Origin of the sequence: Streptomyces sp. NPDC057616, from assembly GCF_042800575.1 — a bacterium.
Classification (GTDB): Bacteria; Actinomycetota; Actinomycetes; order Streptomycetales; family Streptomycetaceae; genus Streptomyces.
This window is the reverse complement of record NZ_JBHVGU010000009.1, coordinates 105054-131242: the sequence shown is the minus strand read 5'-3', so window position 1 is coordinate 131242 and position 26189 is coordinate 105054. Positions and strand designations below refer to the sequence as shown.

General features: G+C 71.4%; 24 protein-coding genes. 10 read left to right on the top strand and 14 right to left on the bottom strand.

The features are described from left to right. Positions 1–133 precede the first annotated feature (133 nt). The 4 genes from ACFU97_RS13490 to ACFU97_RS13475 all read left to right on the top strand — a co-directional run bounded on the left by ACFU97_RS13490 (position 134) and on the right by ACFU97_RS13475 (position 2778). Positions 134–544 (top strand): ATP-binding protein, encoded by a 411-nt coding sequence (locus ACFU97_RS13490; RefSeq protein WP_384255040.1) that lies wholly within the window; start codon positions 134–136, stop codon positions 542–544. A 160-nt stretch (positions 545–704) separates the two neighbouring features. After that, entirely contained in the window at positions 705–1196 is a 492-nt protein-coding gene (locus ACFU97_RS13485; protein ID WP_384255038.1) for a VOC family protein, read from the top strand. Beyond that, positions 1193–1546, top strand: a complete 354-nt coding sequence (locus ACFU97_RS13480) for a YciI family protein (RefSeq protein ID WP_384255035.1) — start codon at positions 1193–1195, stop codon at positions 1544–1546. Before ACFU97_RS13485 ends, ACFU97_RS13480 begins: the two co-directional genes overlap by 4 nt. Continuing rightward, the gene (locus ACFU97_RS13475) at positions 1543–2778 is read left to right on the top strand and encodes an RNA polymerase sigma factor (protein ID WP_384255033.1); all 1236 of its coding nucleotides are present in this window, start codon (positions 1543–1545) and stop codon (positions 2776–2778) included. The genes ACFU97_RS13480 and ACFU97_RS13475 overlap by 4 nt, the downstream gene beginning before the upstream one ends. A 53-nt stretch (positions 2779–2831) precedes the next feature. Here ACFU97_RS13475 and ACFU97_RS13470 read toward each other — a convergent pair whose 3' ends face one another. Continuing rightward, a complete protein-coding gene (locus tag ACFU97_RS13470; protein ID WP_384255031.1) occupies positions 2832–3266 on the bottom strand; it encodes an ATP-binding protein in 435 nt (144 codons plus the stop codon). A 142-nt stretch (positions 3267–3408) separates the two neighbouring features. On the opposite strand from ACFU97_RS13470, the gene ACFU97_RS13465 reads away from it, so the two are divergent. Further along, positions 3409–4176 carry an IclR family transcriptional regulator gene (locus ACFU97_RS13465; RefSeq protein ID WP_384255028.1) on the top strand — a complete coding sequence of 256 codons (768 nt, stop codon included), beginning with the start codon at positions 3409–3411 and terminating at the stop codon, positions 4174–4176. 49 nt (positions 4177–4225) lie between these two features. Beyond that, positions 4226–5740 (top strand): glycerol kinase GlpK, encoded by a 1515-nt coding sequence (glpK, locus tag ACFU97_RS13460; RefSeq protein WP_384255026.1) that lies wholly within the window; start codon positions 4226–4228, stop codon positions 5738–5740. Between the two features lie 55 nt (positions 5741–5795). Here glpK and ACFU97_RS13455 read toward each other — a convergent pair whose 3' ends face one another. The 3 genes from ACFU97_RS13455 to ACFU97_RS13445 all read right to left on the bottom strand — a co-directional run bounded on the left by ACFU97_RS13455 (position 5796) and on the right by ACFU97_RS13445 (position 8547). Then, a complete protein-coding gene (locus tag ACFU97_RS13455; RefSeq protein ID WP_384255024.1) occupies positions 5796–7391 on the bottom strand; it encodes an MFS transporter in 1596 nt (531 codons plus the stop codon). Positions 7392–7393: 2 nt separating this feature from the next. Further along, on the bottom strand, positions 7394–8161 hold the full coding sequence (locus ACFU97_RS13450; protein ID WP_384255021.1) for an SDR family oxidoreductase: 768 nt from the start codon (positions 8159–8161) through the stop codon (positions 7394–7396). Between the two features lie 74 nt (positions 8162–8235). Further along, positions 8236–8547, bottom strand: a complete 312-nt coding sequence (locus ACFU97_RS13445) for a putative quinol monooxygenase (protein WP_384255019.1) — start codon at positions 8545–8547, stop codon at positions 8236–8238. 117 nt (positions 8548–8664) lie between these two features. On the opposite strand from ACFU97_RS13445, the gene ACFU97_RS13440 reads away from it, so the two are divergent. Continuing rightward, positions 8665–9195, top strand: a complete 531-nt coding sequence (locus tag ACFU97_RS13440) for a winged helix-turn-helix transcriptional regulator (RefSeq protein WP_384255017.1) — start codon at positions 8665–8667, stop codon at positions 9193–9195. Between the two features lie 196 nt (positions 9196–9391). Here the strand turns inward: ACFU97_RS13440 and ACFU97_RS13435 are convergent, their stop codons facing one another. Next, positions 9392–12520, bottom strand: a complete 3129-nt coding sequence (locus ACFU97_RS13435; protein WP_384255014.1) for a hypothetical protein — start codon at positions 12518–12520, stop codon at positions 9392–9394. 301 nt (positions 12521–12821) lie between these two features. Between ACFU97_RS13435 and ACFU97_RS13430 the strand changes: the two genes are divergently transcribed. Then, complete coding sequence (locus tag ACFU97_RS13430; protein WP_384255012.1) at positions 12822–13430, top strand: hypothetical protein; 609 nt, start codon at positions 12822–12824, stop codon at positions 13428–13430. A gap of 200 nt (positions 13431–13630) precedes the next feature. Here ACFU97_RS13430 and ACFU97_RS13425 read toward each other — a convergent pair whose 3' ends face one another. The 7 genes from ACFU97_RS13425 to ACFU97_RS13395 form a co-directional block, all read right to left on the bottom strand. Next, the gene (locus ACFU97_RS13425) at positions 13631–16045 is read right to left on the bottom strand and encodes a hypothetical protein (protein ID WP_384255010.1); all 2415 of its coding nucleotides are present in this window, start codon (positions 16043–16045) and stop codon (positions 13631–13633) included. A gap of 163 nt (positions 16046–16208) precedes the next feature. Then, complete coding sequence (locus ACFU97_RS13420) at positions 16209–16766, bottom strand: hypothetical protein (RefSeq protein WP_384255008.1); 558 nt, start codon at positions 16764–16766, stop codon at positions 16209–16211. 232 nt (positions 16767–16998) lie between these two features. Continuing rightward, positions 16999–17586, bottom strand: coding sequence for a hypothetical protein (locus ACFU97_RS13415; protein ID WP_384255006.1), 588 nt, complete (start codon positions 17584–17586; stop codon positions 16999–17001). A 119-nt stretch (positions 17587–17705) separates the two neighbouring features. Further along, positions 17706–17903, bottom strand: coding sequence for a hypothetical protein (locus ACFU97_RS13410; protein WP_384255003.1), 198 nt, complete (start codon positions 17901–17903; stop codon positions 17706–17708). A 145-nt stretch (positions 17904–18048) separates the two neighbouring features. After that, entirely contained in the window at positions 18049–18246 is a 198-nt protein-coding gene (locus ACFU97_RS13405; RefSeq protein WP_384255001.1) for a hypothetical protein, read from the bottom strand. 544 nt (positions 18247–18790) lie between these two features. Further along, positions 18791–20671: a propionyl-CoA synthetase gene (locus tag ACFU97_RS13400; protein ID WP_384254999.1), complete on the bottom strand. Its 1881-nt coding sequence runs from the start codon at positions 20669–20671 to the stop codon at positions 18791–18793. Positions 20672–20791: 120 nt separating this feature from the next. Beyond that, positions 20792–21910, bottom strand: coding sequence for a serine hydrolase domain-containing protein (locus ACFU97_RS13395; RefSeq protein ID WP_384254996.1), 1119 nt, complete (start codon positions 21908–21910; stop codon positions 20792–20794). A gap of 107 nt (positions 21911–22017) precedes the next feature. Between ACFU97_RS13395 and ACFU97_RS13390 the strand changes: the two genes are divergently transcribed. Further along, positions 22018–22677, top strand: coding sequence for a TetR/AcrR family transcriptional regulator (locus tag ACFU97_RS13390; RefSeq protein ID WP_384254993.1), 660 nt, complete (start codon positions 22018–22020; stop codon positions 22675–22677). Between the two features lie 194 nt (positions 22678–22871). Here ACFU97_RS13390 and ACFU97_RS13385 read toward each other — a convergent pair whose 3' ends face one another. Then, the gene (locus ACFU97_RS13385) at positions 22872–23351 is read right to left on the bottom strand and encodes a MarR family winged helix-turn-helix transcriptional regulator (RefSeq protein WP_384254991.1); all 480 of its coding nucleotides are present in this window, start codon (positions 23349–23351) and stop codon (positions 22872–22874) included. 150 nt (positions 23352–23501) lie between these two features. On the opposite strand from ACFU97_RS13385, the gene ACFU97_RS13380 reads away from it, so the two are divergent. Beyond that, on the top strand, positions 23502–24530 hold the full coding sequence (locus ACFU97_RS13380; protein WP_384254989.1) for a zinc-binding dehydrogenase: 1029 nt from the start codon (positions 23502–23504) through the stop codon (positions 24528–24530). Between the two features lie 133 nt (positions 24531–24663). Here ACFU97_RS13380 and ACFU97_RS13375 read toward each other — a convergent pair whose 3' ends face one another. Continuing rightward, positions 24664–26103, bottom strand: a complete 1440-nt coding sequence (locus ACFU97_RS13375; RefSeq protein ID WP_384254986.1) for a GH1 family beta-glucosidase — start codon at positions 26101–26103, stop codon at positions 24664–24666. Between the last annotated feature and the right edge of the window lie 86 nt (positions 26104–26189).

Genomic DNA, 26189 nt, shown 5'->3' with positions numbered 1-26189 from the left:
TGCGGAGGGGCCGACGGTGGAGGGTGACCGGGTCCGCCGTGGCGGCGCTTCGGAGGTGAGGCGGTTGTACGGAGCTGCTGGGGACAACGAGGGCCGGCAGCCGCCTGCGGATCGTCCGATCACGGTCTCTGCCGTGTTCGAGGGCAGCGAGGAGATCGCTGCCGCCCGGGACATGGCCGACCATTTCCTGACGTCGTTGCAGGTTGTCCACGGGCTGCCGGTGTCGAAGCGGGCGACGGGCATGGTCCAGCTGGTGGTGAGTGAGCTGGTGACCAATGCCCGTAAATACGCTCCGGGACCGTGTCTGTTGACACTGGAGGTCAGCGAGGGGGCCGTCGAGGTGGCCGTGTGGGACAGCAGTACGAGGCTGCCGCTGATCCTGGCACCGGACCCGCGCCGGGTCGGCCGGCACGGGTTGGAGATCGTCATGGCGGTGAGCCGCGGTTTCGGGATGCACCGCGAGCCGGTCGGCAAACGCATCCGGGCGGCCGTGGTCCTGACCGACGAGCCCACAGGCGGCGTCGCGGGTCGCCCGATCATGTGACGGAGGAGGGAAGCGCCGGCGTTCCAGGGCGGTGTCCGGTGCCGAGCGCCGCGCACAGGCAAGATCTTCCGCAGCCTGTCGTATCGGGCGTTCCGCCGACCGTCTTCCTGGTAGCAGCGCCGATCGGCACTGCGCAGCGAACCGAGCAGAGGACGATCCCATGACATCGACAGCCAGCCCGCAGCCGATCCCTGACACCTACCGCCGTGTGACGCCCTGCCTCGTCGTGGAGGGCGCTGCCAAGGCACTCGAGTTCTACGCGGAGGTCTTCGGCGCGACCGAGCGGATGCGTTTCCCGGGGCCCGGCGGGACAATCGTGCACGCCGAGATCGAGATCGGGGACGCGGTCGTCATCGTCGAGGACCCTTCGCCGTGGATGGGTACGCAGGCACCACCGGCCGCGGGTCTGGCCGGGAGCCCGGTCTTCCTGTTCCTCTACGTGTCGGACGTGGACGCGGTCGTCGCCCGCGCCGCGCAGCTCGGGGCGACCGTCCGGCGGGAGCCGCAGAATCAGTTCTACGGCGACCGGGACGCCCACGTCGTGGACCCGTTCGGGCACACCTGGACCGTGGCCACGCACGTGGAGGACGTGTCCCCGCAAGAGGCGCAGCGGCGGATGGACGCGCCGCAGAACCAGGGGAGCGATGCATGAAGTACGTACTGCTGTTCGTGGACACCGAGGAGTTCGCCGGTGAACTGCGGGCGATGAGCCCGGCCGAGCGGGCGCGGGCGTACGAGCGGGTGAACGAGTGGTTCGCCACCCACGCCGGAAAGATCACCGGCGGGCAGAAGCTGCGTGCGCCCGAGACGGCGACGACCGTGCGCCTGGAGGGCGGAAAGCCGATCGTGGTCGACGGCCCGTTCGTGGAGGGCAAGGAGGTCGTGAGCGGCTACGCCGAGATCGATGTCGCCGACCTGGACGAAGCCCTGCGCATGGTCGCCACCTGGCCCGCCTGCCCCGTGGTGGAGATCCGCCCGGTGGAAATCACCCCGATGGGATGACCAGGGCTGTGACGGACCCATCGCCCGAGGTGGCCGGGACCGCAGCGTCGCACGAGCAGCTGGCCCGCGTGATGCGAGAGCACGCGGGCCGGCTGGCCGCCTCGCTGATCCACCTCACCGGCGACTTCGCCACCGCGGAGGACCTGGTGCAGGACGCCGTGCTCGCGGCGCTGAAGCACTGGCCGGCCGAGGGTGTCCCGGAGCGGCCGGATGCCTGGCTGTTCACCGTGGCCCGGCGCCGCGGTCTCGATCTGCTGCGCCGCCAGGAGAACTACCGGGCGAAACTTGCCCAGTTGCGGGAACCGGAGCGGGGCGAGCCGTCGCAGCCGGACGAACGACTGCGTCTGATCTTCACCTGCTGCCACCCGGCACTGGGGCAGGAGGCGCAGATCGCGCTCACCCTGCGGGTGGTGTGCGGACTGACCACCGCGCAGATCGCCCGGGCGTTCCTGGTGCGGGAGAGCACCGTGGCCCAGCGCATCACCCGCGCCAAGCAGAAGATCACCAACGCGGGTATCCCGTACCGCGTTCCGGGTGACGAGGAGCTGGCCGACCGCCTGGCCCAGGTGCTCGCGGTGATCTATCTGGTGTTCAACGAGGGGTATCTGGCCACCGCCGAGCAGGCGCAGTCGCATGACCTGGCCGACGACGCCGAGTGGCTGGCCACGCTCCTGCACCGGCTGATGCCGGCCGAAACCGAGGTGGCGGGCCTGCTGGCGCTGATCCGGCTGCACCGCGCCCGCGCCGCCGCCCGCTTCACTCCCGAGGGCACCCTGGTGCAGCTGCAGGACCAGGACCGCTCCCTGTGGAACCGCGAGACCATCGACGCGGCGACCCGGCTGCTCACACGCGCCATCCGCCGGCGACAACCAGGCCCGTACCAGCTCCAGGCCGCGATCGTGGCCTGCCACGCGGAGGCGGCACGCTGGGAGGACACCGACTGGGAGCAGATCGTGCTGCTGTACGACATGCTGCTGCACCTCGCGCCGTCGCCCGTCACCCGCCTGCACCGGGTCGTCGCGCTGCGCTACGCCGTGGACGCCGAGACCGCCCTGGCCGAGGTGGACGACCTCGCCCCGGACCTCGACCGCTACTACCTCTTCCACGCGACGCGCGCCGACCTGCTGCGCGCGCTCGGGCGCGTCGAAGAGGCCCGTACCGCGGACCGCCGCGCACTCGACCTGACCGACAACCCCGCGGAGCAAGCGGTACTTCACCAGCGCATCACCTGACACGACCGCTCGGCATAACGAGCGGGGGTGCTGCCCTTCGTCCCCGGTTCCGCTTACGCCCTGCCGACCTGCAGCTCGGCCCACCGGTTGGTCTCGCCGGACTGGGCGTCCACGCCGCAGCGGGTCGCCAGTGCGGTGACGATGTCGAGGCCGCGGCCGTGTTCGTCCGGGTCTTCGGGACAGGGCGACAGGCCGGCCGGGGCCACCGGCCCACGGTCGGTGACCCCGACACGTACGGCGCCGCAGCCGTCCAGCTCGGTGCGCGAAAGTCTGAGTGTCGCCGGGGGCAGGGCGTGCACGATGGCGTTGGTGAGCAGCTCCGAGACCAGGAGCAGTACGTCCTCCGTGCTGTCTGCGTCCAGGTGCCAGTCGCAGAGGACCGTACGCACGCTTCGGCGTACGGCCGAGACGGCCCCTGGGTCGTGCGGGAGCGTGAAGACGTGCTCGGCTTCCCCCCGAGGCGCGGCGGTGAGCTGCGCTGTCGTCATGTGTCCTCCTCGGGGGAGCGCTGAGTGTCGTGTGCCGGGCGTGATGGCACGCTAGGGAGGGAATTGCGACGGGTCAACGAATCCCGGTCGGCATTACCGAACGGCAGTCCCAAATCGTGAAAACCCGGACTACCATCGCGTCATGGCAGGCCCGGTCCAGTCCATAGAACGAGCCGCGGCGATTCTGCGCCTGCTCGCGGGCGGATCCCGTCGCATGGGGCTGGGCGAGGTGGCGTCGTCGCTCGGCCTGGCCAAGGGCACCGCCCATGGAATCCTGCGCACCCTGCAGCACGTGGACTTCGTGGAGCAGGACCCGGAGACCGGGAAGTACCAGCTCGGGGCGGCCCTGCTGCACCTCGGCACCAGCTACCTCGACGTCAACGAACTGCGTTCGCGCTCCATCAACTGGGCCGACGCGCTGGCCGCCCGCAGCGGGGAGGCCGTACGGCTGGGCACGCCCCTGGAGGGCAGGGTGCTCGTCATCCACCACGTCTTCCGGCCGGACGACACGCTGCAGACCCTGGACGTCGGCGCGCTGCTGCCGCTGCACGCCTCCTCGCTGGGCAAGGTGCTCCTCGCCTACGGCGTCACGCCCGTCGACGCCGTGCTGGAGGCCGAACCGGAGGCGTACACCCGGCACACCCTGGTCCACCCGGAGAGCCTCAACCGGGCGCTGGCCGAGATACGGGATCTGGGCTGGGGCGCCGAGGTGCAGGAGATGAGCATGGGCGAGGCCGGGGTCGCCGCACCGATCCGGGGGCAGGGCGGTCTGGTGGTGGGTGCGATCGGGGTGTCCGGCGCCGTCGAGCGGATCTGCGACACCAAAGGCCGGCCTCAGCCGGCCCTGATCACCGTGCTGCGGGAAGCGGCACGCGCGATCTCCAGAGACCTGGGTGCGGCCCGCTGGTAGGCCCCCAGCCCCCAGCACCTCCGCGACAGACCGGAAGGCAGGGCCGATCATGGTTGAGCGGTATGTGATGTCCATCGATCAGGGCACCACCTCCACGCGATGCATCCTGTTCGACCACGGCGGGAGGCTGGTGTCGGTCGCCCAGCGGGAGCACCAGCAGTACTTCCCCCGGCCCGGATGGGTCGAGCACGACGCCGTCGAGATCTGGCGCAACCTCCAGCGCGTCGTACCGGAGGCCCTGTCGAACGCCCAGATCGACGCGTCGCAGATCTCGGCCATGGGCATCGCCAACCAGCGCGAGACGACGGTGCTGTGGGACCGGCGGACCGGAGTCCCGCTCGGCAAGGCGATCGTCTGGCAGGACACCCGCACCGCCCCCCTCGTCGACGAACTGCGGCAGCACCCCGGGGACGAGTACTTCCTCGAACGCTGCTGCCTGCCCCCCTCGACCTACTTCTCCGCGCCCCGGATCCGCTGGCTGTTCGACCATGTCGACGGGCTGGAGCGGCGCGCCCGGGACGGCGAGGTGCTGTTCGGCACCATGGAGAGCTGGCTGGTCTGGAACCTCACCGGAGGCCCGGACGGCGGCGTGCACATCACCGACGCCACCAACGCCAGCCGCACCATGCTCATGGACATCCGCACGCTGACCTGGGACGAAGAGCTGCTGGACTTCTTCGGCGCACCGCGCTCGATGCTGCCGGAGATCCGCTCCTCGGCGGAGAGGTACGGCGAGGCCCGCGCGCTGCTCCCGGGGGTGCCGATCACGGCCGCGCTCGGTGACCAGCAGGCGGCCCTGTTCGGGCAGACCTGCTTCTCGCCGGGCGAGGCCAAGTGCACGTACGGGACCGGCAGTTTCCTGGTGATGAACACCGGCACCGACCTCGTGCGCTCCCAGCACGGGCTGCTCACCACGGTCGCCTACAAGATCGACGACCAGCCCACGGTCTACGCGCTGGAAGGCCCGATGGCCGTCACCGGTTCGCTGGTCCAGTGGTTCCGCGACCGGCTCGGCCTGATCCACAGCGCACCCGAGATCGAGACCCTGGCGCGCACGGTCGAGGACAACGGCGGCTGCTACATCGTCCCCGCGTTCTCCGGCCTGTTCGCACCGCACTGGCGCAGCGACGCCCGCGGTGTCATCGTCGGCCTCACCTCGTACATCACCAAGGGGCACCTGGCCCGGGCCGTGCTGGAGGCCACCGGCTGGCAGACCCGTGAGGTCGTCGATGCCATGAACGCCGATGCCGGACTCGCCCTGAAGCAGCTCAAGGTCGACGGCGGCATGACCTCCGACCACCTGCTCATGCAGATCCTCGCGGACGTGCTCGACGTTCCCGTCGTACGGCCCCTGGTGGCCGAGACGGTGTCCCTGGGCGCCGCCTATGCGGCCGGCCTGGCATCCGGCTACTGGCCCGACCTGGAGGTCCTGCGCCGCAACTGGCACCGCGCCGCCCAGTGGCTGCCGGACATGGAACCCGAACGACGGGAGTGGGAGTACGAGAGCTGGAAACTCGCCGTCGAGCGGTCCCTGGGGTGGGTCCGGCAGCCGAAGCCGTCCTGACGTACCAGGCCCTCACAACCTGGAGCGGTTGCCGGGGTATGAGGGCCGGTCGTCCCTAGCCGGCCGGCTCGTTGCGGTGCCGTACGAACAGGGCCGTGGGGATCGCCGTCACGAGCAGGGCGATGCCGCCGATGAGGAGCCCGAGGTGGACCGCGTCGGTGAAGGCGCGGGCCGCCGAGTCCGCGATGGTGTGCGCGAGGGGCGACTGCGCCGGCCTGCCGCCGTGGGTCGCGGCGTCCGTGATGTGCGCGGCCGCCGGAGCGGGAACGCCCGCGGAGGTCAGGCGGTCGTCCAGGTAGTGCGGGAAGCGGGTGGTGACGACGGTGCCGAGCACGCTGGGGCCGAGGACCGCGCCGAGCTGGCGGAACATGTTGACCGAGGAACTGGCCATGCCCGCCTGCTGCCGGGGCACGCTGTTGACCGCGGCGGCCGTGGACGGCGCCGTCAGCAGCGCCGATCCGACGCCCGCGACGAACAGGCCCGGCCACACCGTGCCGTAGCCGGAGAAGGGGCCGGTGGCCAGCAGCGCGAGCGCGCCGGCGCCCATGACGACGAGGCCCGCCGTCAGGGTGAGCGTGAAGCCGATCCTCTTGACGAGCGGCCCGGCGAGCGCGCTGACCACGATGTACGTCGCGAACATCGCGAGCAGCCGCAGGCCGGTGGCCAGCGCGGACAGGTGCTGCACGCGCTGCATGTACAGCACGGTCAGCAGGGCGGTCCCCACGAAGCCGAACATGGTGGCCGTCGCGACGCCCATCACCGTGGAGTACGACCGGTTGCGGAACAGTCGCAGGTCCAGCATCGGATCGTGGTGGCGGGCCTCCGTCACCAGGAACAGCACCAGGGTCACGGCAAAGACGGCGTAGGCCGTGACGATCCGGCCGGAGGTGTAGCCGGCGGAGCCGCCCTCGATGATCGCGTACGTCGCCGACGCGATCGCCACGGTGCACAACGGGACGCCGAGCAGGTCGAGTTGGCGGGTCGGGTGCTTGGACTCGGTCACCAGCAGGGGCGTCAGGACCACGGCGGCAGCGCCGATGACGACGTTGAGCAGATAGACCGCGTGCCACGAGAAGCCGCCCAGGAGCAGCCCGGCGCCGATCGGTCCGACGGCCAGGCCGAGCCCGGAACAACTGGCCCACACGCTGATCGCCCGGGTGCGTTCGTGCGGGTCGGTGAAGGAGTGGCTGACGATCGACAGGCTGGACGGCAGCACCGCCGCGCCGCCGATGCCCATCACCGCCTGCGCCGTGATCAGCATGCCCGCGCTGCCGGAGGCGAAGGCCAGCACGCTGCCGGCGGTGAACACGACGGCACCGCCGAGGAAGACCGCGCGGCGGCCGACCAGATCGGCGAGTGTGCCGGCGGACATCACCAGGCTGACGACGACCAGGGAGTACGCGCTGGTCACCCAGACCAGGGTGCTCGTCGTGGGACGGAGGTCCGGCTGGATGGCGGAGAGCGCGGAGATGGTGGAGGAGACGTTGACGAACGCCATCATCACGCCGAGACACACGGTGAGGACACCGGGCCAGGGGCGGGAGGGCGTGTCCGCCGGCGCGCTCGCGCCGTGCGAGACGACGGTCGGGCGCGGAGCGGCGGGCCGGCTCGTCATGACGCCGGGTCCAGGGGGCTGGCTGTTCTCGGACATGGCTACCAATCGATCTTCGTCATCAGGAAGGGCTCGTTCTCCGAAGCCTCTTTACGGGCCTTGAGGGCGCGTTCGGCGGGTGCGCCGACCGGCACGCGCAGCGGCGGCTCGGGGTGTTCGACCGTGGCGGCCACCGCGGCGGCGACCTCCTCAGGCGTCACGGACTCCCCGCGCAGCAGGGGGAGTTGCTCGTACAGGGGGCCGTACGGGTCGTTCTCCTTCAGGAACACGCCGGCACGCTCGCCGCCGCCCGAGGAGACGGCGCCGGGCTGTACGACGCTCACCTTGACGCCGAAGTGGCGGGTCTCGATGGCGAGGGTCTCGGCGAGCGCCTCGAGGGCCCACTTGCTGGCGCCGTAGGGGCCGATCATCGGCAGGACCAGGCGTCCCTGGACGCTGGAGACGAAGATCAGGCGGCCGGCGCCGCGTGCCCGCATGGCCGGGAGCACGCCCTGTGCCACGCGCAGGGCGCCCAGGGTGTTGAGCTGGAAGAGCCGCTCGACCTCGGCGAGCGGGACGCTCTCCAGGGGTGCGCGGACGGTTTCACCGGCGTTGCTGATCAGTACGTCGACGTCGCCGGCGTCCTTGACGGCCTGGTCGACGGTCTCCTGATCGGTGACGTCGAGACGCAGGCGCTGGTCGACGGGCAGGTCGGCCAGGGTTTCCGGGCGGCGGGCGGTGGCGACGACCCGGTGGCCCCGCCGCGACAGTTCGAGGGCGATGGCTCGGCCGATGCCCTTGGATGCTCCGGTGATGAGTACTGACGACATGGTGGACCTCGTCGTTCGTGGGCGGATGGGTGCGCCGGGTGCGCGTCACCCCTGGTGAGGGGCGGGTTGTCCGGTCACGCGGTGGTGGCGGCCCGGTCGCCGACGACCGTCCCGCGCATGAGCCAGGTCGGGCCTTCGGCGTACGCGCTCGCCTCGGCGAAGAAGGCGGCGAAGTAGGGGCCGCCGACATGCGCGTCGAAGGCGTCGACGTCCGCGTAGACCTCGTTCAGGTAGAAGACGTCGTCGTTCTCCTCGTCGGCGATGACCTCGAAGCGGTGGGAGCCGGGCTCGTTCGCGAGGGAGTCGCGGGCGGTGCGGCGGGCAGCCCGGACGAAGTCGTCGCGGTGCTCGGGCTGGACGGTGAAGGAGACAAGGAACTGGTACATGGGGCGGCCTTCGCGGGCTCGGCGGACAGAGGGGCAAGTTCAGTGACTGAACTGCCACTGATGAGGACCGTAGCACAGTCAGTTCAATGACTGAACTGGAGGAGTAGAATCGACCGCATGACACTCCCCAGCACCTACGCGGACCGCAACTGCTCGCTGGCGCGCACGCTGGAAGTGGTGGGGGAGCGGTGGACGCTCCTGATCGTCCGCGACGCGTTCTTCGGGGTGCGCCGGTTCGGGGACTTCGCCACGCAGCTCAAGATCCCGCGCGCGGTCCTGACCGACCGCCTCAAGACCCTCGTGCAGGAGGGCGTCCTCAGCCGCGACGACGAGCCGGGCGGGGCGGTCGAGTACCGCCTGACCGCCAAAGGCATCGAACTCTGGCCCGTCCTGCGCACTTTGATGAACTGGGGCGACGCGCACTACTCCCCGACCGGGGCGAAGCGCGTCTTCCGCCACGAGCGGGACGGAGGTCTTCTCGACCACGAGGGCCGCTGCGGCGACTGCGGCCTGGTGGTCCCGGTCCTGGAGATCCTGCACGAACCCGGCCCCGGGTTCGAGCCGGCGCCGGGTCCCGGGCGCGATGCTGTGGCGCGGGCGGTGAGTGCGCCGCGACGGCTGCTGGAGCCGATGGTGACGGCAAGGTGAGTGATGCCGGCGTGAGCGTCGAGGCGCGCGATCGGTCGACTCGTCCCGCGCCGGGCGCTGTGTGGACGCCGTCGGTCAGCCGGATCGGGTGCAGGCCGGCAGAACTGTCCGGCAGGACTTCGCGGCGGTGCGCGCCAACCCGCCGTAGGGCAGGCGTACTTGGGCAGGTCAGGTCTGCGCGGCGATGCGTGCGCGGTTACGTGCTGGGCTCTGTCCAGGGTGGGGTGGGGGTGCCGTCGGGGTTGAGGCCGTGGGGCCATCGGCGGCGGGCGTAGGCGCGGAACGTGTTGGAGTTGGAGACGCTTTCGAGGCTGCCGGTGTCGGCTGCGCGCAGGGCGAGGGTTTGTGCCGTGCTGTGGTCTGAGGCCTCGTCTCGTTTCCGGGCGAGCTCGAGGAGAGCATGCGCGTTGCCCGTGTCGGCTGCCCGCCGGAGGAGGGCTTCGGCTCCGGTGTGGTCGCCGGCCTCTTCTCGCGCGTGGGCGAGGTCGAGCAGCGCGTGGATGCTGCCGGCGTCGGCTGCGCGCACGGCGAGGGCCTCGGCGCCGGTGCGGTCGCCGCGACGGTGTCGGGTGCGGACCAGTTCGCGTAGCGGGTCGAGGTCGCCGGTGTGGGCGGCGGCGTCGAGGGCGAGGGTTTCGGCGCCGGTGCGGTCGCCGAGCTGGTCGCGCAGGAGGGCCAGATCGGTGCGGGCGGCGCGGCTGCCGGCGTCGATGGCCTGTTGGAACAGGAGCGCTGCGGCCTCGAGTTGGCCGTGCCGTCGCCGGGCTCGCGCCAGGTGAGTGAGGGCGCGGGTGTCGCCGGCGGCGGCCGCCTGTCGGGCCAGGGCTTCCGCCTCGGCGCTGTGGCCTGCCCGGGCCCGGATCCGGGCCAGCGGCGCCAGGGCGTCGGTGTCGCCGGAGTCGACGGCCTGCTGGAAGAGGATTTCGGCGCCTTGGTCGTCGCCGGCTCGTTCGCGGTGGCGGGCCAGCGCGGTCAGGGCGGCGGTGGCGGGGGCGGGCGTGTCGGCTGCCGTCTGCCCGGCTGGACGGGCTGCGCCGTCGTGCGACCGGTCGCCCGCCAAGGGCGGGTGCGGCGGGTCGAGGAAGGTGCGGGCCAGAGCTTCGGCGGTCTGCTGGTCGCCGGCCGTCTCCCGGTGGACGACGAGTTGTACCAGCACGTCGGTGCGTCCTGCCACGGCCGCCTCGCGGGCGAGGGTTTCGGCGGCCGCAGGGTCCCCGGCCTCCTCGCGCAGCCAGACCAGTGCGGCCAGTGCGCCGGCGTCGCCGAGGTCCCGTGCGTGCCGGACAAGGGTTTCGGCCCGCTGCCGGTCGCCGGCCTTCTCGCACCTCAGCGCGAGGTCGCCGAGGGCCTGCGTCCTGCCGGTGGCGGCGGCACGCCGGGCCAGGGCCTCGGCCTGCTGCGCGCGGCCGTCCGCGTGCCAGATCCTGACCAGGTGGGTCAGCGCCGCTTCGCTGCCCGCCACGGCGGCTTGCCTGGCGGCTGCTTCGGCGCCCCGCGTGTCTCCGGCCTCGTGGCGGATACGCATCAGTTCCAGCAGCGCCTCGGTGCTGCCCGCCGCGGCGGCTTCCTGCACGAGGAGCTCGGCACCCTCATGGTCGGCCAGCTGTTCCCGTATGCGGGCGAGCCGCAGCAGCGCCCGATCGTCCCCGGCAGCGGCCGCCTGGCGGGCGAGTGCTGCCGCGCGGTCCTGGTGGCCCGCCTTCTCCCGGGCCCGGGCCAACTGAGTCAGCGCCCGGGTGTCGCCGGCCCGCGCCGCCCGCACGGCCAGGGCTTCGGCCGCCTCGTGATGTCCAAAGCGCTCCTTGAAGCGGGCGAGGTAGACCAGGGCGTCGGCGTCGCCGATGTCAGCGGCGCGGCAGGTGAGGTGGTGGGCCCATTGCAGTCGGTGGCGTCGCCGGGCCGCGTCGGCGAGGGCGCTGAGGTCCTCGGCCCGGGTGAGATGAGCATGGCCGGCGTGCCAGAAGCTTGCCGGCGGGCATTGTTGCCGGCGCACCGTACGGCCGTACTGCTCCAGGTAGTCGGCCAGACGGAAGACCGGCAGCGCAGGGCCGCTGGAGGAGCGCACCGGTGGGGAGTTCGGGGGACGGCGCTCGGGGCGGGGACTGACGCGACGCAGGGGCGCCTGCTTGCCGTGGACGAGGTGGGCGAGTTCGGCGTAGGCGGCCTCGACCCAGTCGTCGGTGAGCTGGTCGTAGTCGGCATCGGTGAGGTAGTCGGCAGCCGCGTCGGTGAGGAACGGCTGGGGAAGGTGCAGCCCCAGGCCCAGACGGCGGGCATCCATCGCGGCCTCGAGCAGCGCACGAGCGGCCGGGGTGCCGTGCTGGTAGCGGTGCAGAAGCTGGGGCGCGCCGGCGAGGTCCTGGGTCACACGTCCGTCGCCCCCGGCCCGGGTGAGGGCATCGGCCAGCAGCCGGTCACCGTCGTTGGCCAGGGCTGTCGCGCGTTCCAGGGCGGCGGCGTCGAAGGCGTCGGGCACCGACAGGGTGCGTCCGGCGAGCAGTTCGCGGACCCGGCTGTGCGAGTCCGACCCGTCAAAGCTGGGCAAGGCCGTGTACTGCCGGGCGTACTCGGGCCACAGGGTTCCCAGGACCAGCACCGGCCCGCGCGCCGGATCGGTGAGCAGGTTGTGGAGCGCGGCGGCGATGCGTTCGCCACCGCCGGAACTGCCGAGATAGTGCTGGGCCTCGTTGAGCCACACCACGGTCCGCGGCGACACCCGCCCCAGGTCCTCCAGCGCGGCTTCCGCGCGGGTCGGATCGAAGGGATGCCACAGCCGCCAGCCGGTTCCGGCGAGCGGCTGCACCGCCTCCCAGCACGCCCTGGTCTTCCCGGTGGAGGAGGCACCCACCAGCACCACCATCCCGCTGTGGCCTGCTTCGGCCTCCCGCACCGCCTCGGCCAGCATCCGGTCGTGCTCGCGGTGCACATAACCCGACAGCAGCCGGACTGTGGACGCGCCCGGCTCGTGTCCGTTCGCGGCGCTCCCGGCCGGGTGAACCTCCAAAGCGTGTGGCTCCCACGCCTCGACCGGCCGGCCCAGCATTTGTCTGCCGTCGAGGACCGCGGCGCCGGTCTCGTCGGCCGCGATCCGTTGCAGGTGCAGGAGTTCTGATACCGGGAGCTCCAGTGCGCGGGCGAGCGCCGCCACCGTCTGCGCCGACGGCAGCGGGCCATCGACTCGCAAGGCGCCGGACACGATGGCGCGCTCCAGCTCCGACCGGGCGGCAAGCTGAGCCTTGGTCAACCCACTCGACGCCAGGCCGTCCTTGAGCCTGTCGTGCAGCTCATGCCGGGCCGCAGCGCGAGTTGTTGCTTCTTCCGCCACCCATCCACCCCTTGGGCCGTCCTGCCGTAGCCGGAGTTCATGCTCCTACAGGGGAACCCTGGCAACCACTGCAGGGCACGCACGTGGTTTCAACGCGTCTCTGCCGATGAGGAGTTCATCGGTGACCGGTGACCGGTGACCGGTGACCCGTGACCGGTGATCGGCGCGGCAGAGCACCCGCAGCGCAACGGCAAGCGGGCACAGTGGCTGCGGACGCCCTGAACGCCGTGGACGCGGGCGTCCGGCGCCGACTGGCACACTGCTGGGGTCGGTGGGGCAATGCGGGATGGCAGGGGGCTGTGTGTCGGACGCGGTGATGACGGCGTGGATCGCCGCCGGCTCGGGGATAGCCGGTGCCCTCGCCGGCGGTGCGGTCACGGGATGGTTCACGCTTTCGGCCGCCCGCAAGCAGGCGCAGAGCACGGTCGATGCCGCGGCGCGGCAGGCGGACGCGGCCTGGGCGGCCGGCCGGCGCCAGGCCGACGCCGCGTGGGAGGCGGGACGCCGGCAGGCGGACGCCGCGTGGGAGGCCGGACGCCTGCAGGCCGACGCTCAACTGGACGTGGCCCGCCAGACGCTGACCGCCCAACACCTCGCCGCGCAGCGTGAGGTGCGCCGGACCGCCTACGCCGCCTTTCTCGCCGCCACCGACGCGGGCCACCAACGCCGCCTCGAATGGCAGCAGGCACTGGGCAGCCCCGAGGCGGCGGGCTGCCGCGACCGCTACCGCACCGCCCTGAGCACCGTCACCGAGGCCCTTACGCTCGTCCGGCTGGAAGGCCCCGATCCGGTCAGCTCCGCCGGCGATGCCCTGGAGAACTCTCTCGACGCGAACGCCTCCGCGGACCAGTACCAGGCCGCGCATGCCGACTTCCTCGACGCCGCACGCACCGCCCTCGCCGCACCATGACCCTGCCGATGCCGGCCGGGCGCACATGCTGTCCCTTGCACCGCGAGTTGTGATCCACGAGCGGTCCGGCCGGAGCGGGGAGCCCGCCTTCCTCGCGACGGCCGTGAGGGAGATGCCGTGAGGTGGCGCGTGGGCGTTCGCTGCTGCTCTGGGCGCTCGGTGAGGCCGACCGCAGCGGGGATGTGCTGGCCGTGGGCAGCTCAGGGCCAGGGAGGTGTGGGGGTGCCGTCCGGGTCGAGGCCGTGCGGGAAACGCGGGTGGGGGCTGTTGCGGCGGAAGTCGGCCCGTGGGGTGTAACCAGCGTCGATGGCCTGGGCGGCGAGGATGTCGGCGTCCTGGCGGCGGCCGGCGCGACGGCGGATCGCAACCAGGCGGGAGAGGACGTGGGGTGCGCCTGCGTCAGCGGCCTGCCAGGCCAGTGCCTCGGCATCGGCCGGGTCACCGGCCCGCTCCCGCAGCGCGGACAACGCCGTGAGCGCGGAGATGTCACCGGAGTCGGCGGCCGCTCGGTAGAGCGTCTCCGCGCTCGGGGTGTCGCCGGCCTTCTCCCGCAGCCGCGCCACGGACAGCAGGGCCTGCCTGTGGCCGGCCTCGGCGGCCTGCCGGTACAGCGCTTCGGCGCCGCCCAGGTCGCCGGCCCGCTGCCGCAGCCCGGCCAGGACGAGCAGCACCTGGCTGTGGCCGGCCGCGATGGCCCTGTGGCACAGGGCTTCGGCCCGATCCTGGCGGCCGGCTTCGGTGTGCAGCCCGCTCAGCAGCGCCACGGCGCGTGGGTTCCAGGCCGCGGTGGCCTGCAGGGCCAGGTCGTCGGCGCCGTCCAGGTCGTGGAGCTCCTCACGCAGCATGGCGAGGCAGACCAGCGCATAGCTGTGGCCGGCTTCGGCAGCCTGCCGGTACAAGGCTTGCGCACTCGCCAAGTCCCCGGAAACTTCGCGCAGTTCACCGAGCACGGTGAGCACGTGCGGGTGGCCGTGGTCGGCGGCGAGCAGGGCGGTGGCCTCGGCGTCCTCGTGCTGTCCAAGCGTGTGTCGCAGCGCGGTCAGCCGTTGCAGCGGCTGACCGTGGCCGGCGTCGGCCGCCCGCAGTGCCAAAGCCTGCGCCCCGGCGGGGTCTCCGGTCTCTTCCCGCAGTACCGCGATTCGGGCCAGCCCCCGTACATGACCGGCCGCGGCCGCCTGCCAGGCCAGGTTTTCGGCGATCCGGGGCTCGCCGGCCTGCTCGTGTACTTCCGCCAGCAGGGGCCAGGCACGAGCCTTCCCGGCATCAGCGGCCCGCCGGTACAGCGCTTTGGCCTGCGCCCAGTCGGCGGCCTGCTCGCACCGGGCCGCGTGCACCAGCAGCGAGCGCACCTGGCCGGCCTCTGCAGCCCGCCGGGCAAGGTGCTCGGCCCACCGCAGGCGGTAACGGGCCCTGGCCGCGCGGGCCAAAGCATCGAGGTCGTCCGGGCGAGACAGGTGCTGCCCGGCAGCGGCCCAGAACGAGGCCGGCGGACACAGTCTGCGGCGCGTGGCCCGGCCGTGCTGCTCCAGGTAGTCGGCTAGCTGGAAGAGAGCCGGGGTGTTCGCCGCCAGGGGGTTGGCGGGAGCGGAGGTGGGGGACCGATGCCGCGGCCGAGGGGTGATGCGGCACAGCGGTGCCTGTTTGCCGTGCACCGGGCGGGTGAGTTCGGCGAAGGCCGACTCCACCCAGCTGTCGCCGAGTTGGGCGTAGTCCACGTCCTCGAGATAGTCGACGCACGCCTCGGCCAGAAAGGGCTGCGGTAGATGCGGGCCGACGCCCAAGCGCCGGGCGTCCATCGCCGCGTTGAGGAGGGCCGCTGCGGCGGGTGAGCCGTGCCGGTAGCGGCGCAGCAGTTCAGGTGCTCCCGCCAGATCCTGGGCGATCCGCCCACTTGTCCCGGCCCGGGTGAGCGCACCGGCCAGCAGCACATCACCCTCCTTGGCCAATACGGCAGCCGCGCGCAGCGCCGCGTCGTCGAAGGCCTCCGGCACCGACAACATCCGCGCGGCGAGCAGCTCCCGTACCCGGCTGTGCGGATCTCCCTCGCCCGGCTGGGGCAGGGCGGTGTACTGCTGTACGAGTTCTGGCCACAGCGTGGCCACAATGAGAACCGGTCCCCGGCCGACATCGGTCAGCAGACCATGCAGCCCCGCAGCGATCTGCTCACCCAGCTGAGGATCACCGAGGTAGTGCTGGGCCTCGTTCAGCCACACCACCGTGCACGGTGGCACCGCGGGCAGGCCGGCCAGCGCCGCCTCGGCCCGGCCCGGGGCGAAGGGATGCCACAGCCACCACCCTGGCTCCGCCAGCGCTTGGACCGCTTCCCAGCACGCCCGGGTCTTTCCGGTCGAGGATGAACCGACCAACACCACCATGTGACTGCGGCCCTCTGCTGCCTCGCTCACCACCTTGGCCAACACCCAGTCGTGATCGCGCGCCACATAGCCGGGGAGAGGCGCCTCCCGCACGCCTGGGCTGCCGGCGTAGCGCGTCGGGGAGCCGGCGGGGTGCACCTCCAGATCGAGTGGGCTGCACCGCGCGACAGGCTGCCCGAGACGCGCCGCGCCCAGCACGTCGCGCCGTGCCGCGGCACGCTGCGTCTGCTCGTCCGGCACCCGACCGGCCTCCCGCCACCGTCATGTGTCCGCCCGCGATTCATCTTCGCCTGCACATCGAGCGTTTGCGGGTCCTTGGCCGCGAAAGGGGGCCAAGAGGTGGCCGTTTCGGTGGGCCTTCGAGAGGGCGGCCCTGCGCACGCGGTCTTGCTGCATGAGGCCATCAATTCGCGCACGCGCGCCGCAAGATGCGGTTGAGCCGCTCGAACTGGCCCCTGTTGGGCACGACAGCGAGGTACCGCTCCCCGTGGGAGGTGTGCAGCGTCAGGTACAGCAGCGGTGTGCCGGAGGGGGGACGCGGCAGCCAGCAGTTGCAGACGGCGGCCCGGACGTACAGGCTGCGGACCTGGCCGGGCGCGAGAGGGTTGGCCGGCAGGGGGACGTAGAGGATGAGGTCCGGGTAGCCCTCCCGCGACCCTGAAATGGCGACGAGTGACGTGGCGGTGGCCCGAAGCCGGAGGCCGAAGTAGGGATTGCCCGGGGGCGGTACGCCGATGTGGGTGATCCGGACGTGGAGGCCGGCCACCGGCGGGGGTTGCGGGGCGGCCGGGTGGGGCGCGAGGAAGTAGCCCGCGAGCAGGGCCAGGACGACCAGGCAGGTGGACAGGGCGACCGTGGCGCGGGCTCGGGGCGGCAGCGCCTGCCAGCGTTCCTTCAGCCCCGGTCGATTGCTGTCGAGGACCTCGACGACGTCGTCCCGGTTCCCCTCGGGGGGCGTCATGCCGGGAGGGTAGAAGACCAGACGATCCGAATCATATCGGCCAAATGCCTAATTTATCCGCCCCACTTGGCCGTACACGAGTTGGTTGAACGCTCGACGGTGCAGCCCACCCGCACCGCATGGTTGATGCCGTCGAACGAGGGGGCCTGCACCGCCCTGCAGGCAACCAGGTGAGCGGGTGGGCATGGTGCGAAGTTGCATTCAAGAACCGGCCGCAGGGCGAGGGAGGGTGTCAGCAGTTCCGTAGCCAGACGACCCAGGTCCAGTCGGCGTCCTTGTCCTCGGAGTAGGCGCCGTCGTCGTGCCAGCGCGACACGTGGTCGGAACTCTCGAAGTTGGCGATGGTGCCGGTGTACTGGTTGTTCTCCCACGATCCGCGCCCCGTGAACGGCATGGGATTCTCTCGGCACTTGAAATAGTCCCTGACGTCGCCGGTGAAGTTGGTGCCGCTGAACGCGCAGAAGTGGCCGAAGTCGCAGGGGTACTGTGCCAGGGCCCGGCCGTTGCTGTCCTTGCCGTAGGCGGCATGCCCACCCGGCAGAGCGAGCACGAGCACGGAACCGTCTTTGAGCCTGATCTTGTTGGCGGCGATCTGGGTTCCGCCCTCCTCGGCGAGAAGCGTGTCGGCTCGGCTCTGCAGCGTCCTGGCTTCACCGGTGCTCAGCCCGAAAGCCTGAGCCTGCGTGGCGAAGGGGGCGGGGGAGTGGCGGGCCTCGGCGCCTGCGGTGCCGGCCATCGCCATGACGGTGGCGAGACTTGCGGTCGCCGCCAGCGTTCCGTAGAGCGATGTCCGGCGGCCGTTACGACGCTGTCCGGTCATGGGATGTACTCCTTTGCTGGAGATGCTTGGATTCGGCGTGGGCACCGTGGGGTGATGGTTGCTCAGGTTCGGTTGCCAGCTGGGTGTGTGTAGCGCTGTGAACTGCGGTGGCGGGCCGCCTACTGGTAGCAGGGGCTCCCGCACAACACGGTGACCGTGCCGCCGGCGGCCGTCGGAGAGGCGGTGGCGTGGGTGACGGCTGTGGGGGTCTTGCTGGTCTCCCAGGGCATGGGGGCGGCCACGGCCTGCGGGCCCAGGGCGGTGAGGACTGCCGTGGTGAGGAACACGGCGGCTACGGCTCGCCTGTGCAGACGCATCTGGACTCCTCTATGGATTCAGCGAGTTCGGCGGTTGGCGCAATGTTCGGACAGGCCGAGTCTCATCGGGTGGGCGAAGACCGTCATCCTCGGTTCCGTGGCATGGCCAAACCCCGGACCACGGCTCCTAGACCCCGGCGACCGCCTATTGGTAGCAGGGGTCCCCGCACAGCACGGTGACCGTGCCATGGTCGCCGACTGGCGTGAGGGTGGTGTTGCGAGTGGTGGTGGGGGTCTTGCTGGTCTCCCAGGGCATGGGGGCGGCCATGGCCTGAGGGGCGAGGGCGGTGAAGGCTGCGGTGGCCGCGAACACGGCGGCAACTGCTCGCTTGCGCAGGCGCATTGGTGCTCCTTGATCGATGACGGGCTGGTGGGCTCGGCTGTGAAGGCTCGAGCCGGGACTCCTCGTCCGCCACGAGTACCACGGTCGAGGGCGGTCTGCCTCGGTGTGCATGCCGCGCGCCCTTTCCGGCACCATCGTGCTGGCGTGCCAGGCACACGAAACAGCTCACGAACCGTTCACGTATGGCCGGTTCGCATCTCGAGGCTAGGGTCGGGTGCCGCCGCCGCGGATCGCCCACGGGATCGACCTGGCACTGGGAGCCCAGGAGGATCGAGGCCCGGCCTCCCTCTTGAGGAGGAGGCGGACAGCGCTAGCCGGGCTGGCGTATCGAGGCGGTAGGGGACTTCGCCGAGTTGCCGGAGAGGCGCCGCAACTTCGGTTTCCCGGGCTCGGCCTTGCACCGTCCGCCGAGCACCTGATGGCGGCAGTCCTGGACGATGTGTCCGCGGCCGACGCCCGGACGGGCGTCGCCTTCGTCGACCTGACGGCGGGCGCACGGGAGCACACGTGACTCGCCGTCAGGTCCTGCTGGAGCAGGTTCCTGCTAGGGCCGGTCCCGCAGGATCGGGGTCAGGGTGTCGAGTACCGACGCGTCCTCGATCGTCGGTGGTACGGCCTCGTCGCGGCCGTTGGCGATGCCCCTCATCGTCCTGCGCAGGATCTTGCCCGAGCGGGTCTTCGGCAGGGCCGGCACGATCGCGACGTCGTGGAAGGCCGCCACCGGGCCGACGTCGCGCCGTACGGCCGCGATCAGTTCGGTGCGCAGTTCGTCGTCGTCCGGTGCGGCGCCGGCCTTGAGGACGACCAGCCCGAAGGGGACATGGCCCTTCAAGGGGTCGGGGATGCCGATGACCGCGCATTCGGCGACCGCGGGGTGGGTGGCCAGGGCCGCTTCGATCGCCCCGGTGGACAGGCGGTGCCCGGCCACGTTGATCACGTCGTCGGTGCGGCCCATGACGAACAGGTAGCCGTCGTCGTCGATGTATCCGGAGTCGCCGGTGTGGTAGTAGCCCGGGAAGCGGCTGAGGTATGACTCCACGAAACGGTCGTCGTCGCCCCACAGCGTCGCCAACGCGCCTGGCGGCAGCGGCAGTTTGATGACGATCTCGCCCTCGTGACCGGGCTCCCGCTGCCCGCCCTCCGCGTCGACCACGCGTACGTCCCATCCGGGCACGGGCAGTGTGGCCGACCCCGGCTTCGTCGGCATCGGCTCCAGCCCGCGCGGGTTCGCCGCGATCGGCCAGCCCGTCTCGGTCTGCCACCAGTGGTCGGTGACCGGCACACCCAGCGCCTCCGAGGCCCACTGGAGGGTCTCCGGGTCCAGCCGCTCACCCGCGAGGAACAGCGCGGCCAGGGACGAGATGTCGTAGGCGGCGACCTCGGCGGCCTTCGGGTCGACCTTCTTGATCGCCCTGATCGCGGTCGGCGCCGTGAAGATCGTCCGGACCCCGTACTCCTGCACGATCCGCCAGAACGCGCCCGCGTCCGGTGTGCCGACCGGCTTGCCCTCGTAGACGACCGTGGTCGCGCCGACCAGCAGCGGGGCGTACACGATGTAGCTGTGGCCGACGACCCAGCCGACGTCCGAGATCGTCCAGAAGACGTCGCCCTCGTGGACGTCGTAGATCGCGCCCATCGACCAGGCGAGCGCGACGGCGTGGCCGCCGGTGTCCCGCAGGACGCCCTTCGGCTTTCCGGTCGTGCCGGAGGTGTAGAGGATGTAGAGCGGGTCGGTGGCCGCCACCGAGACGGGGTCGGCCGGGTCCGCTCCGGGGACCACGTCGTCCCAGTCGAGGTATCCGGGTCCCAACTCGGCCCGCAGGGTGTCGCGTTGGAGCATCAGCGTGTGGTCCGGGCGGTGGTCGCTCATCGCCAGCGCCTCGTCGAGGATGGGCTGATACGCCACCACCCGCGTGGGCTCGATGCCGCACGACGCCGCCACGACGACCTTGGGCCGCGCGTCCTGGATGCGCGCCGCCAGCTCCTTCGGCGCGAACCCGCCGAACACCACCGAGTGCACGGCGCCGATACGGGCGCAGGCCAGCATCGTCATCGCGGCCTCGGGAACCATCGGCATGTAGACGATGACCCGATCGCCCTTGCCGACCCCCAGCGCCTTCAACGCCCCTGCCACGCGTGCTACTTCGTCGCGCAGCTCGCGGTAGGTGTACGACCGCTTCGCGGGCACCATCGCCGAGTCCCAGATCAGTGCCGTGCGGTCGCCGAGGCCGCGCGCCACGTGCCGGTCGAGCGCGTTGGCGCAGGTGTTCAGCCGGCCGTCGGGGAACCACCGGTAGAAGGGGGCCCGGGTCTCGTCGAGCGCGCGGGACGGCTCGACGTCCCAGTCGATCAGCTCGGCGGTCCGGAGCCAGTAACCGTCCGGATCCGCCAGGCTGCGCTCGTAGTGGCTCGCATGTTCTCCCACGGTGAGATCCTTTCCACGACTCCGGACGCCCGCCGCCACGGACCGCCCACTCCACCAGTGTCGGCCGCGGATGCGATCACGAACAGTGTGCTGCGGCCGAGCGGGCCGGCACGAGCCCGGTCAGCCGTACATGGCCACCCGAAACAGCGTCGCGAGTGCATCGTCGATGGGATGCGGCCGCGGCCTGCCCGAGGAGTCCAGCCCGTTCCATCGCTGCAGGTTCACCGCGACGGCCAGGCGCCGCCTGCCGTCGGCGCGGATCATGGCGAGCGCACCACCGCCCCAGACCGTGCCCCCATGGCCCCAGAAGGTCTCCTTGCCCGGGTCCCGCATCGGGTGCAGGCCGAGGCCGTAGTCGATCACCTTTCCCTCCTGTGAGACGACCGGGACGGTGCGCTGCATCTGCGCCAGTGTCGAGGGGCCGACGATCTCGCCGGCCATGAGCTTGCCGTAGAAGCGATTGAGGTCCGTGACGGTCGATATCAGTGAGGCCGACGGTCCCACCCAGGACATGTCGTGGACGCTGTGGTCGCGCGGCGGATCGATCATGCCGAACCATGCCTCGTAGAGCCGCGAGTGCGGTCCGTCGACGTACGGGGTGGCGGGGAATCCGGTGTGCCGGAGTCCGGCGCGCTCGATGACGTCGCGCGTGATGCAGTGCTCGGCCGTGGTGCCGGTGACCTGTTCCAGGAGCAGGCCGAGGAGCAGGTAGTTGGTGTTGGAGTACAGCCCGGGGGTGGTGCCCGGAGCGCCGACGGCCGGCGCGGTGACCCCCAGCCCGATCAGATCGGTGGCGCGGAAGTGCGTGAACCGGTGGTCTTCCAGGCTCTCCGGCCCGGTCTCCGCCAGGGCGGGGAACGCCTTGAGGGACGGATAGGCGTGGGGGAGGTACTCGGCGAGGCCGCTGGTGTGGTTGAGCAGCATGCGGACCGTGATCGTGTCCCCGCGTTCGCCGGGGACCAGCTGCGGGAGGTACCGGCCGATCGGCGTGTCCAGACCGATACGACCGCTCTCGACCTGCTGCAGCACCGCGGCGGCGGTGAAGGTCTTGGTGATGCTGCCGACGCGGTGCCGCATGTCGGCGGTGACGGGGCGGCCGGTGGTGACGTCGGCGACTCCGGCGGCGCCGCGCCAGACCTGGTCACCGTCCCGCACCTGCGCGAACAGGCCCGGCATCCCGGCGCGGTGGACGTTTTCGATGGCGGCATCCAGCCCCGCGGAATCCAGTGGGTTCTTCATGGCGTGCGTCCTTCCGTATCTCCGGGGGTGCTCTTGTCCTCATTATGCACGCAGTGCGTGCAACACCAAGTGCATAGGGTACGCTGAAGGTTGGTGAGAGGAGCGAAATGGCAGGTCGCAGGCGCTGGTCGACCGAGGAGATCCTGGATGCGGCGGCGGAGTTGCTGCGCACGAGCGACGCCGAGTCGTTCAGCGTGCGCAAGCTCGCCGCGGCCCTCGGGACCGACTCCTCCAGCCTCTACCGGCACTTCCGCAGCAAGACCGAGCTGCTGCGTGCGGTCGCCGACCGGATTCTCGCGGCCGCGATGGACGGCTACCGCCCCGACGGCGACTGGAAGCAGCGCATCACTGCCCTCGCCCTGCGCGTGCGGGAGGCCTTCGGGCAGCAGCCCCAGCTCGCCGCGGTCTGGGGGCGCTACGCGTCAGGAGGTGCCGGTTCCCGGCTGGTCATGGAAGAGGTGCTGCGGGCCTTGCGCGCGTCGGGGCTGCCCGACGAGGAGATCCCGGTGCGCTACCACCGGCTCGCCGTCCTCATTGCCGCCTTGATCGCCTCCGAGGCCGGCGTCAGCACCATCACCGCCCAGGAGTACGAGCAGGGCATGGAGCACTTCCGCGTCGCGGTACTGGGCGCCGACCCTGACCGCTTCCCCACCCTGGCGCACTTCGCCCGTGAGGTCCGCCCCCTCGGGGCCGACCGTCGCGCCGCGTTCGAGGAGATCCTGGCTGCTCAACTCGCCCAGATCGAGGTGTCGATCGACCCGAGTTAGCCGATCGACCCGAGTTGGCCGATCGACCCGAGTTGGCCGACCGGCCCGAGTTGGCCGATCGACCCGAGTTGGCCGATCGACCCGAGTTGGCCGATCGACCCGAGTTGGCCGATCGACCCGAGTTGGCCGACCGGCCCGTGTTGGTCGATCGCTCCGGGAGGGCCGGCACGTGTGATTCCCTCGCCGGACGGGCCCTAGTGCGCGCGAGCCGGCTTCGTGGCCCGGCCCGCCCGCAGGGCCACCGCTTCGCCGGCGCTCTGGCCCGCCACCAGCGTGCGCAGGAAGGTGAGCACGGCGTCGAGGTCCTGGCCGGTCGCCGCGGCGCCGATCCGGGCGTGGAGTTCTGCCTCCACCGCGGCCACCGCGCGTGCCGTCTCCTGCCCCGCGGGGGTGAGGGAGAGCTCCACGTGGCGCCGGTCCCGGCTGCTCTCCTCGCGGCGTACCAGTCCCGCCGTGACCAGGCGATCCACCAGCCGGCTGGGGTTGGCGCCGCTCTCGCACACCAGCAGGGTGCCGAGCCCGGACATGCTCAGCGGCTGACGCTCGGCGAGGAGCCGCAGCACTTCCCCCTGCGCGGGGGTGACGCCCAACGGGCGCAGTTCCTGGGCGAGTTGGCGGTTTCCTTCACGCTGGGCGGCCAGGATGAGGAAGCGGACTTCTTCGGCCGGGTCCATCGCGTTGCGCTCCCTGGTGTCGGCGGACGAGAGAACTACGTTACACGACACCTATTCTCTCCCCCTTGCCTCCCCGCCCTGCTTCCCGGTCTGGCCGGATTAATAAGTGTCGTGTAACTTAATGACACGACACATAAAAGGGTGAGGATCATGAACGAGATCACGTACCGGAAGATCGTCGTGGAACGGTTCGGCGGCGCCGAGGCGATGAAGACCGTCGAGGCCACCCTCGGGGAGCCGCCGCCCGGCCATGCCCGCATCAGGGTGCTGGCCGCGGGAGTGGGCTTCACCGATCTGATGGCGCGGTCGGGCGACTACCTGTTGCAGCGCAAGGTGCCGTTCACGCCGGGCTACGAACTCGTCGGCGAGATCGTCGACTTCAACACCGACGACAGCCCGCCGGCCTGGCTCGCACCGGGTGCGCGGGTAGCGGTCGCCCTGACGAAGATGGGCGCATACAGCGAGTACGTCTCCCTGCCCCTGTGGCAGCTCGTCCCGCTGCCTGAAGGCCTCGACCCCCGTCTCGCCGCCACCGTGCCGCTCGACCACCTGACCGCACTGAGCGTCCTGGAGACCCACGGCCGGGTCGAGGCCGGGGACGCGGTGCTCATCCAGGGGGCGAGCGGAGGCGTCGGACAGGCGCTCAGCCGTCTCGGTGGCCTGCGCGGACTGCGTATGTACGGCACGGCCTCGGCTCCGGGCGGCGAGGAACTGCTCGCCCGCCACGGAGTGACCTTCATCGACTATCGCCGCCAGGACTTCGAAACCGTCCTGCGCAAGCTCGAACCAGCCGGCGTGGACGCGGTGTTCGACCACATCGGCGGGCCCGGGCTGCGCAAGGCGTACCGGGTCCTGGCGCCTGGGGGAGTGCTGGTCAGCTACGCGTTCGCGGGCCGGCCGGGACACATGGTCGCCGACACCGTACGGGGTGCGATGCGGGTGAAGCTGATGAATCTACGGCCCGGTCGGCGCACCGCGCTCAGCATGGTGCCGTCCGAGATCAAGGGGGATCGGAAGGGGTATCGAGAGCGACTGGGGCGGCTGCTCGACATGGCCGCGCGCGGGGAGATCACCCCGCGGATCGGCTCCGTGTACCCGCTGATGCGGGCCGCCGAGGTCCATACGGCGCTCGAACGCCGGGAGATCACCGGGAAGGCCGTCCTCGTGACCGACCGGTGATGCCCCCTGCCGAGCAGGCGAACTGAGCCCGTCCTCATGTCCCTTGATTCCGGAGGACATGAGGACATGAGGACAGGCTCCGCGGTGGCGGCACCGTGCGGGGCGGGCAGGGTGGCGCCGCCGCCGGGTCCGGTCAGGCGCCGGGCAGGATGCCGGTCCGGGCGATCTGGGCGTACCAGCGGGCGCTGGCCTTGGGGATGCGGGTGCCGGTCGGGTAGTCGACGTAGACGGCGCCGAAGCGCTTGCTGTAGCCGTAGCCCCACTCGAAGTTGTCCAGCAGCGACCACAGGAAGTAGCCGCGGACGTCCGCGCCGTCCTTGATGGCCTGGTGCACGGCGGCCAGGTGGCCGCGTACGTAGGCGATCCGATCGGGGTCGTCGACCTGGCCGGAGGGGTTGGCGTAGTCGTCGAAGGCCGCCCCGTTCTCCGTGATGACCAGTGGCAGGTCCGGGAAAGCGGTCGACAGGCGGCTGAGGAGGTCGTAGAGACCCGAGGGGTCCACGGCCCAGCCCATGGCGGTGGTGTCGCCGGGAGGCTGGTGGAAGGCGACCAGGTCCGCGCCGGGCCAGGGGCTGTGGGTGCTCCTGCCGTGGCCGTCCGCGTTGTGCGTGCCGCTGCCGTCGGCCTCCGAAACGAGCGTCGGCGTGTAGTAGTTGATGCCGAGGAAGTCCAGCGGCTGGTGGATCTGCTCCAGGTCGCCCTCGTGCACGAAGGACCAGTCGGTCAGCGCCGCCGTGTCCTTGAGCAGGTCCTCCGGGTACGCCCCCTGCAGCATCGGGCCGGTGAAGACGCGGTTGGCGAGGGCGTCGATCCGGCGGGCGGCGTCGGTGTCGGCGTCGCTGCCGGTGAGCGGGCGGACCTCGTGGAAGTTGAGGGTCACCGAGCACTGGGCGTTGCTGGGCAGCGCTGCGCGCAGGGCCTGAACGGCCAGTCCGTGCCCCAGGTTGAGGTGGTGGGCGGCGCGCAGGGCGGCGACCGGGTCGGTGCGGCCGGGGGCGTGGACACCGGAGCCGTAGCCGAGAAAGGCGCTGCACCAGGGCTCGTTGAGCGTGGTCCAGGTCTTCACGCGGTCGCCGAGGGCGTCCGCCGCGATGGCCGCGTACTCGGCGAAGCGTTCGGCCGTGACGCGCTCCGGCCAGCCTCCCGCGTCCTCCAACTCCTGGGGCAGGTCCCAGTGGTAGAGCGTGGCCACCGGGGTGATGCCCTTGGCCAGCAGCTCGTCGACGAGACGGCGGTAGAAGTCCAGGCCCTTCTGCACGGCCGGGCCGCGCCCGGTGGGCTGGACGCGGGGCCAGGCGAGGGAGAACCGGTAGGCGCCGAGGCCGAGTTCGGCCATCAGCGCGACGTCCTCGCGCCAGCGGTGGTAATGGTCCGTGGCGATGTCGCCGGTGTCGCCGTTGCGGACGCGGCCGGGGGTGCGGGCGTAGGTGTCCCAGATGGAGGGGGTGCGGCCATCTTCGGCGGTTGCGCCCTCGATCTGGTACGAGGCGGTCGCGGAGCCCCACAGGAAGCCGTCGGGGAAGATGCGTGCCGCGTCCGGGGCAGGTCCGCCATGTCGTGCTGCGGTGACCACGTGGTTCCTCTCAAGGGGGTGGGTGTGTCGCGGAGTGCGAAGGGATACGGGTGGGTGGGGGCCGGGCCCGGTGACTGGGCGACCAG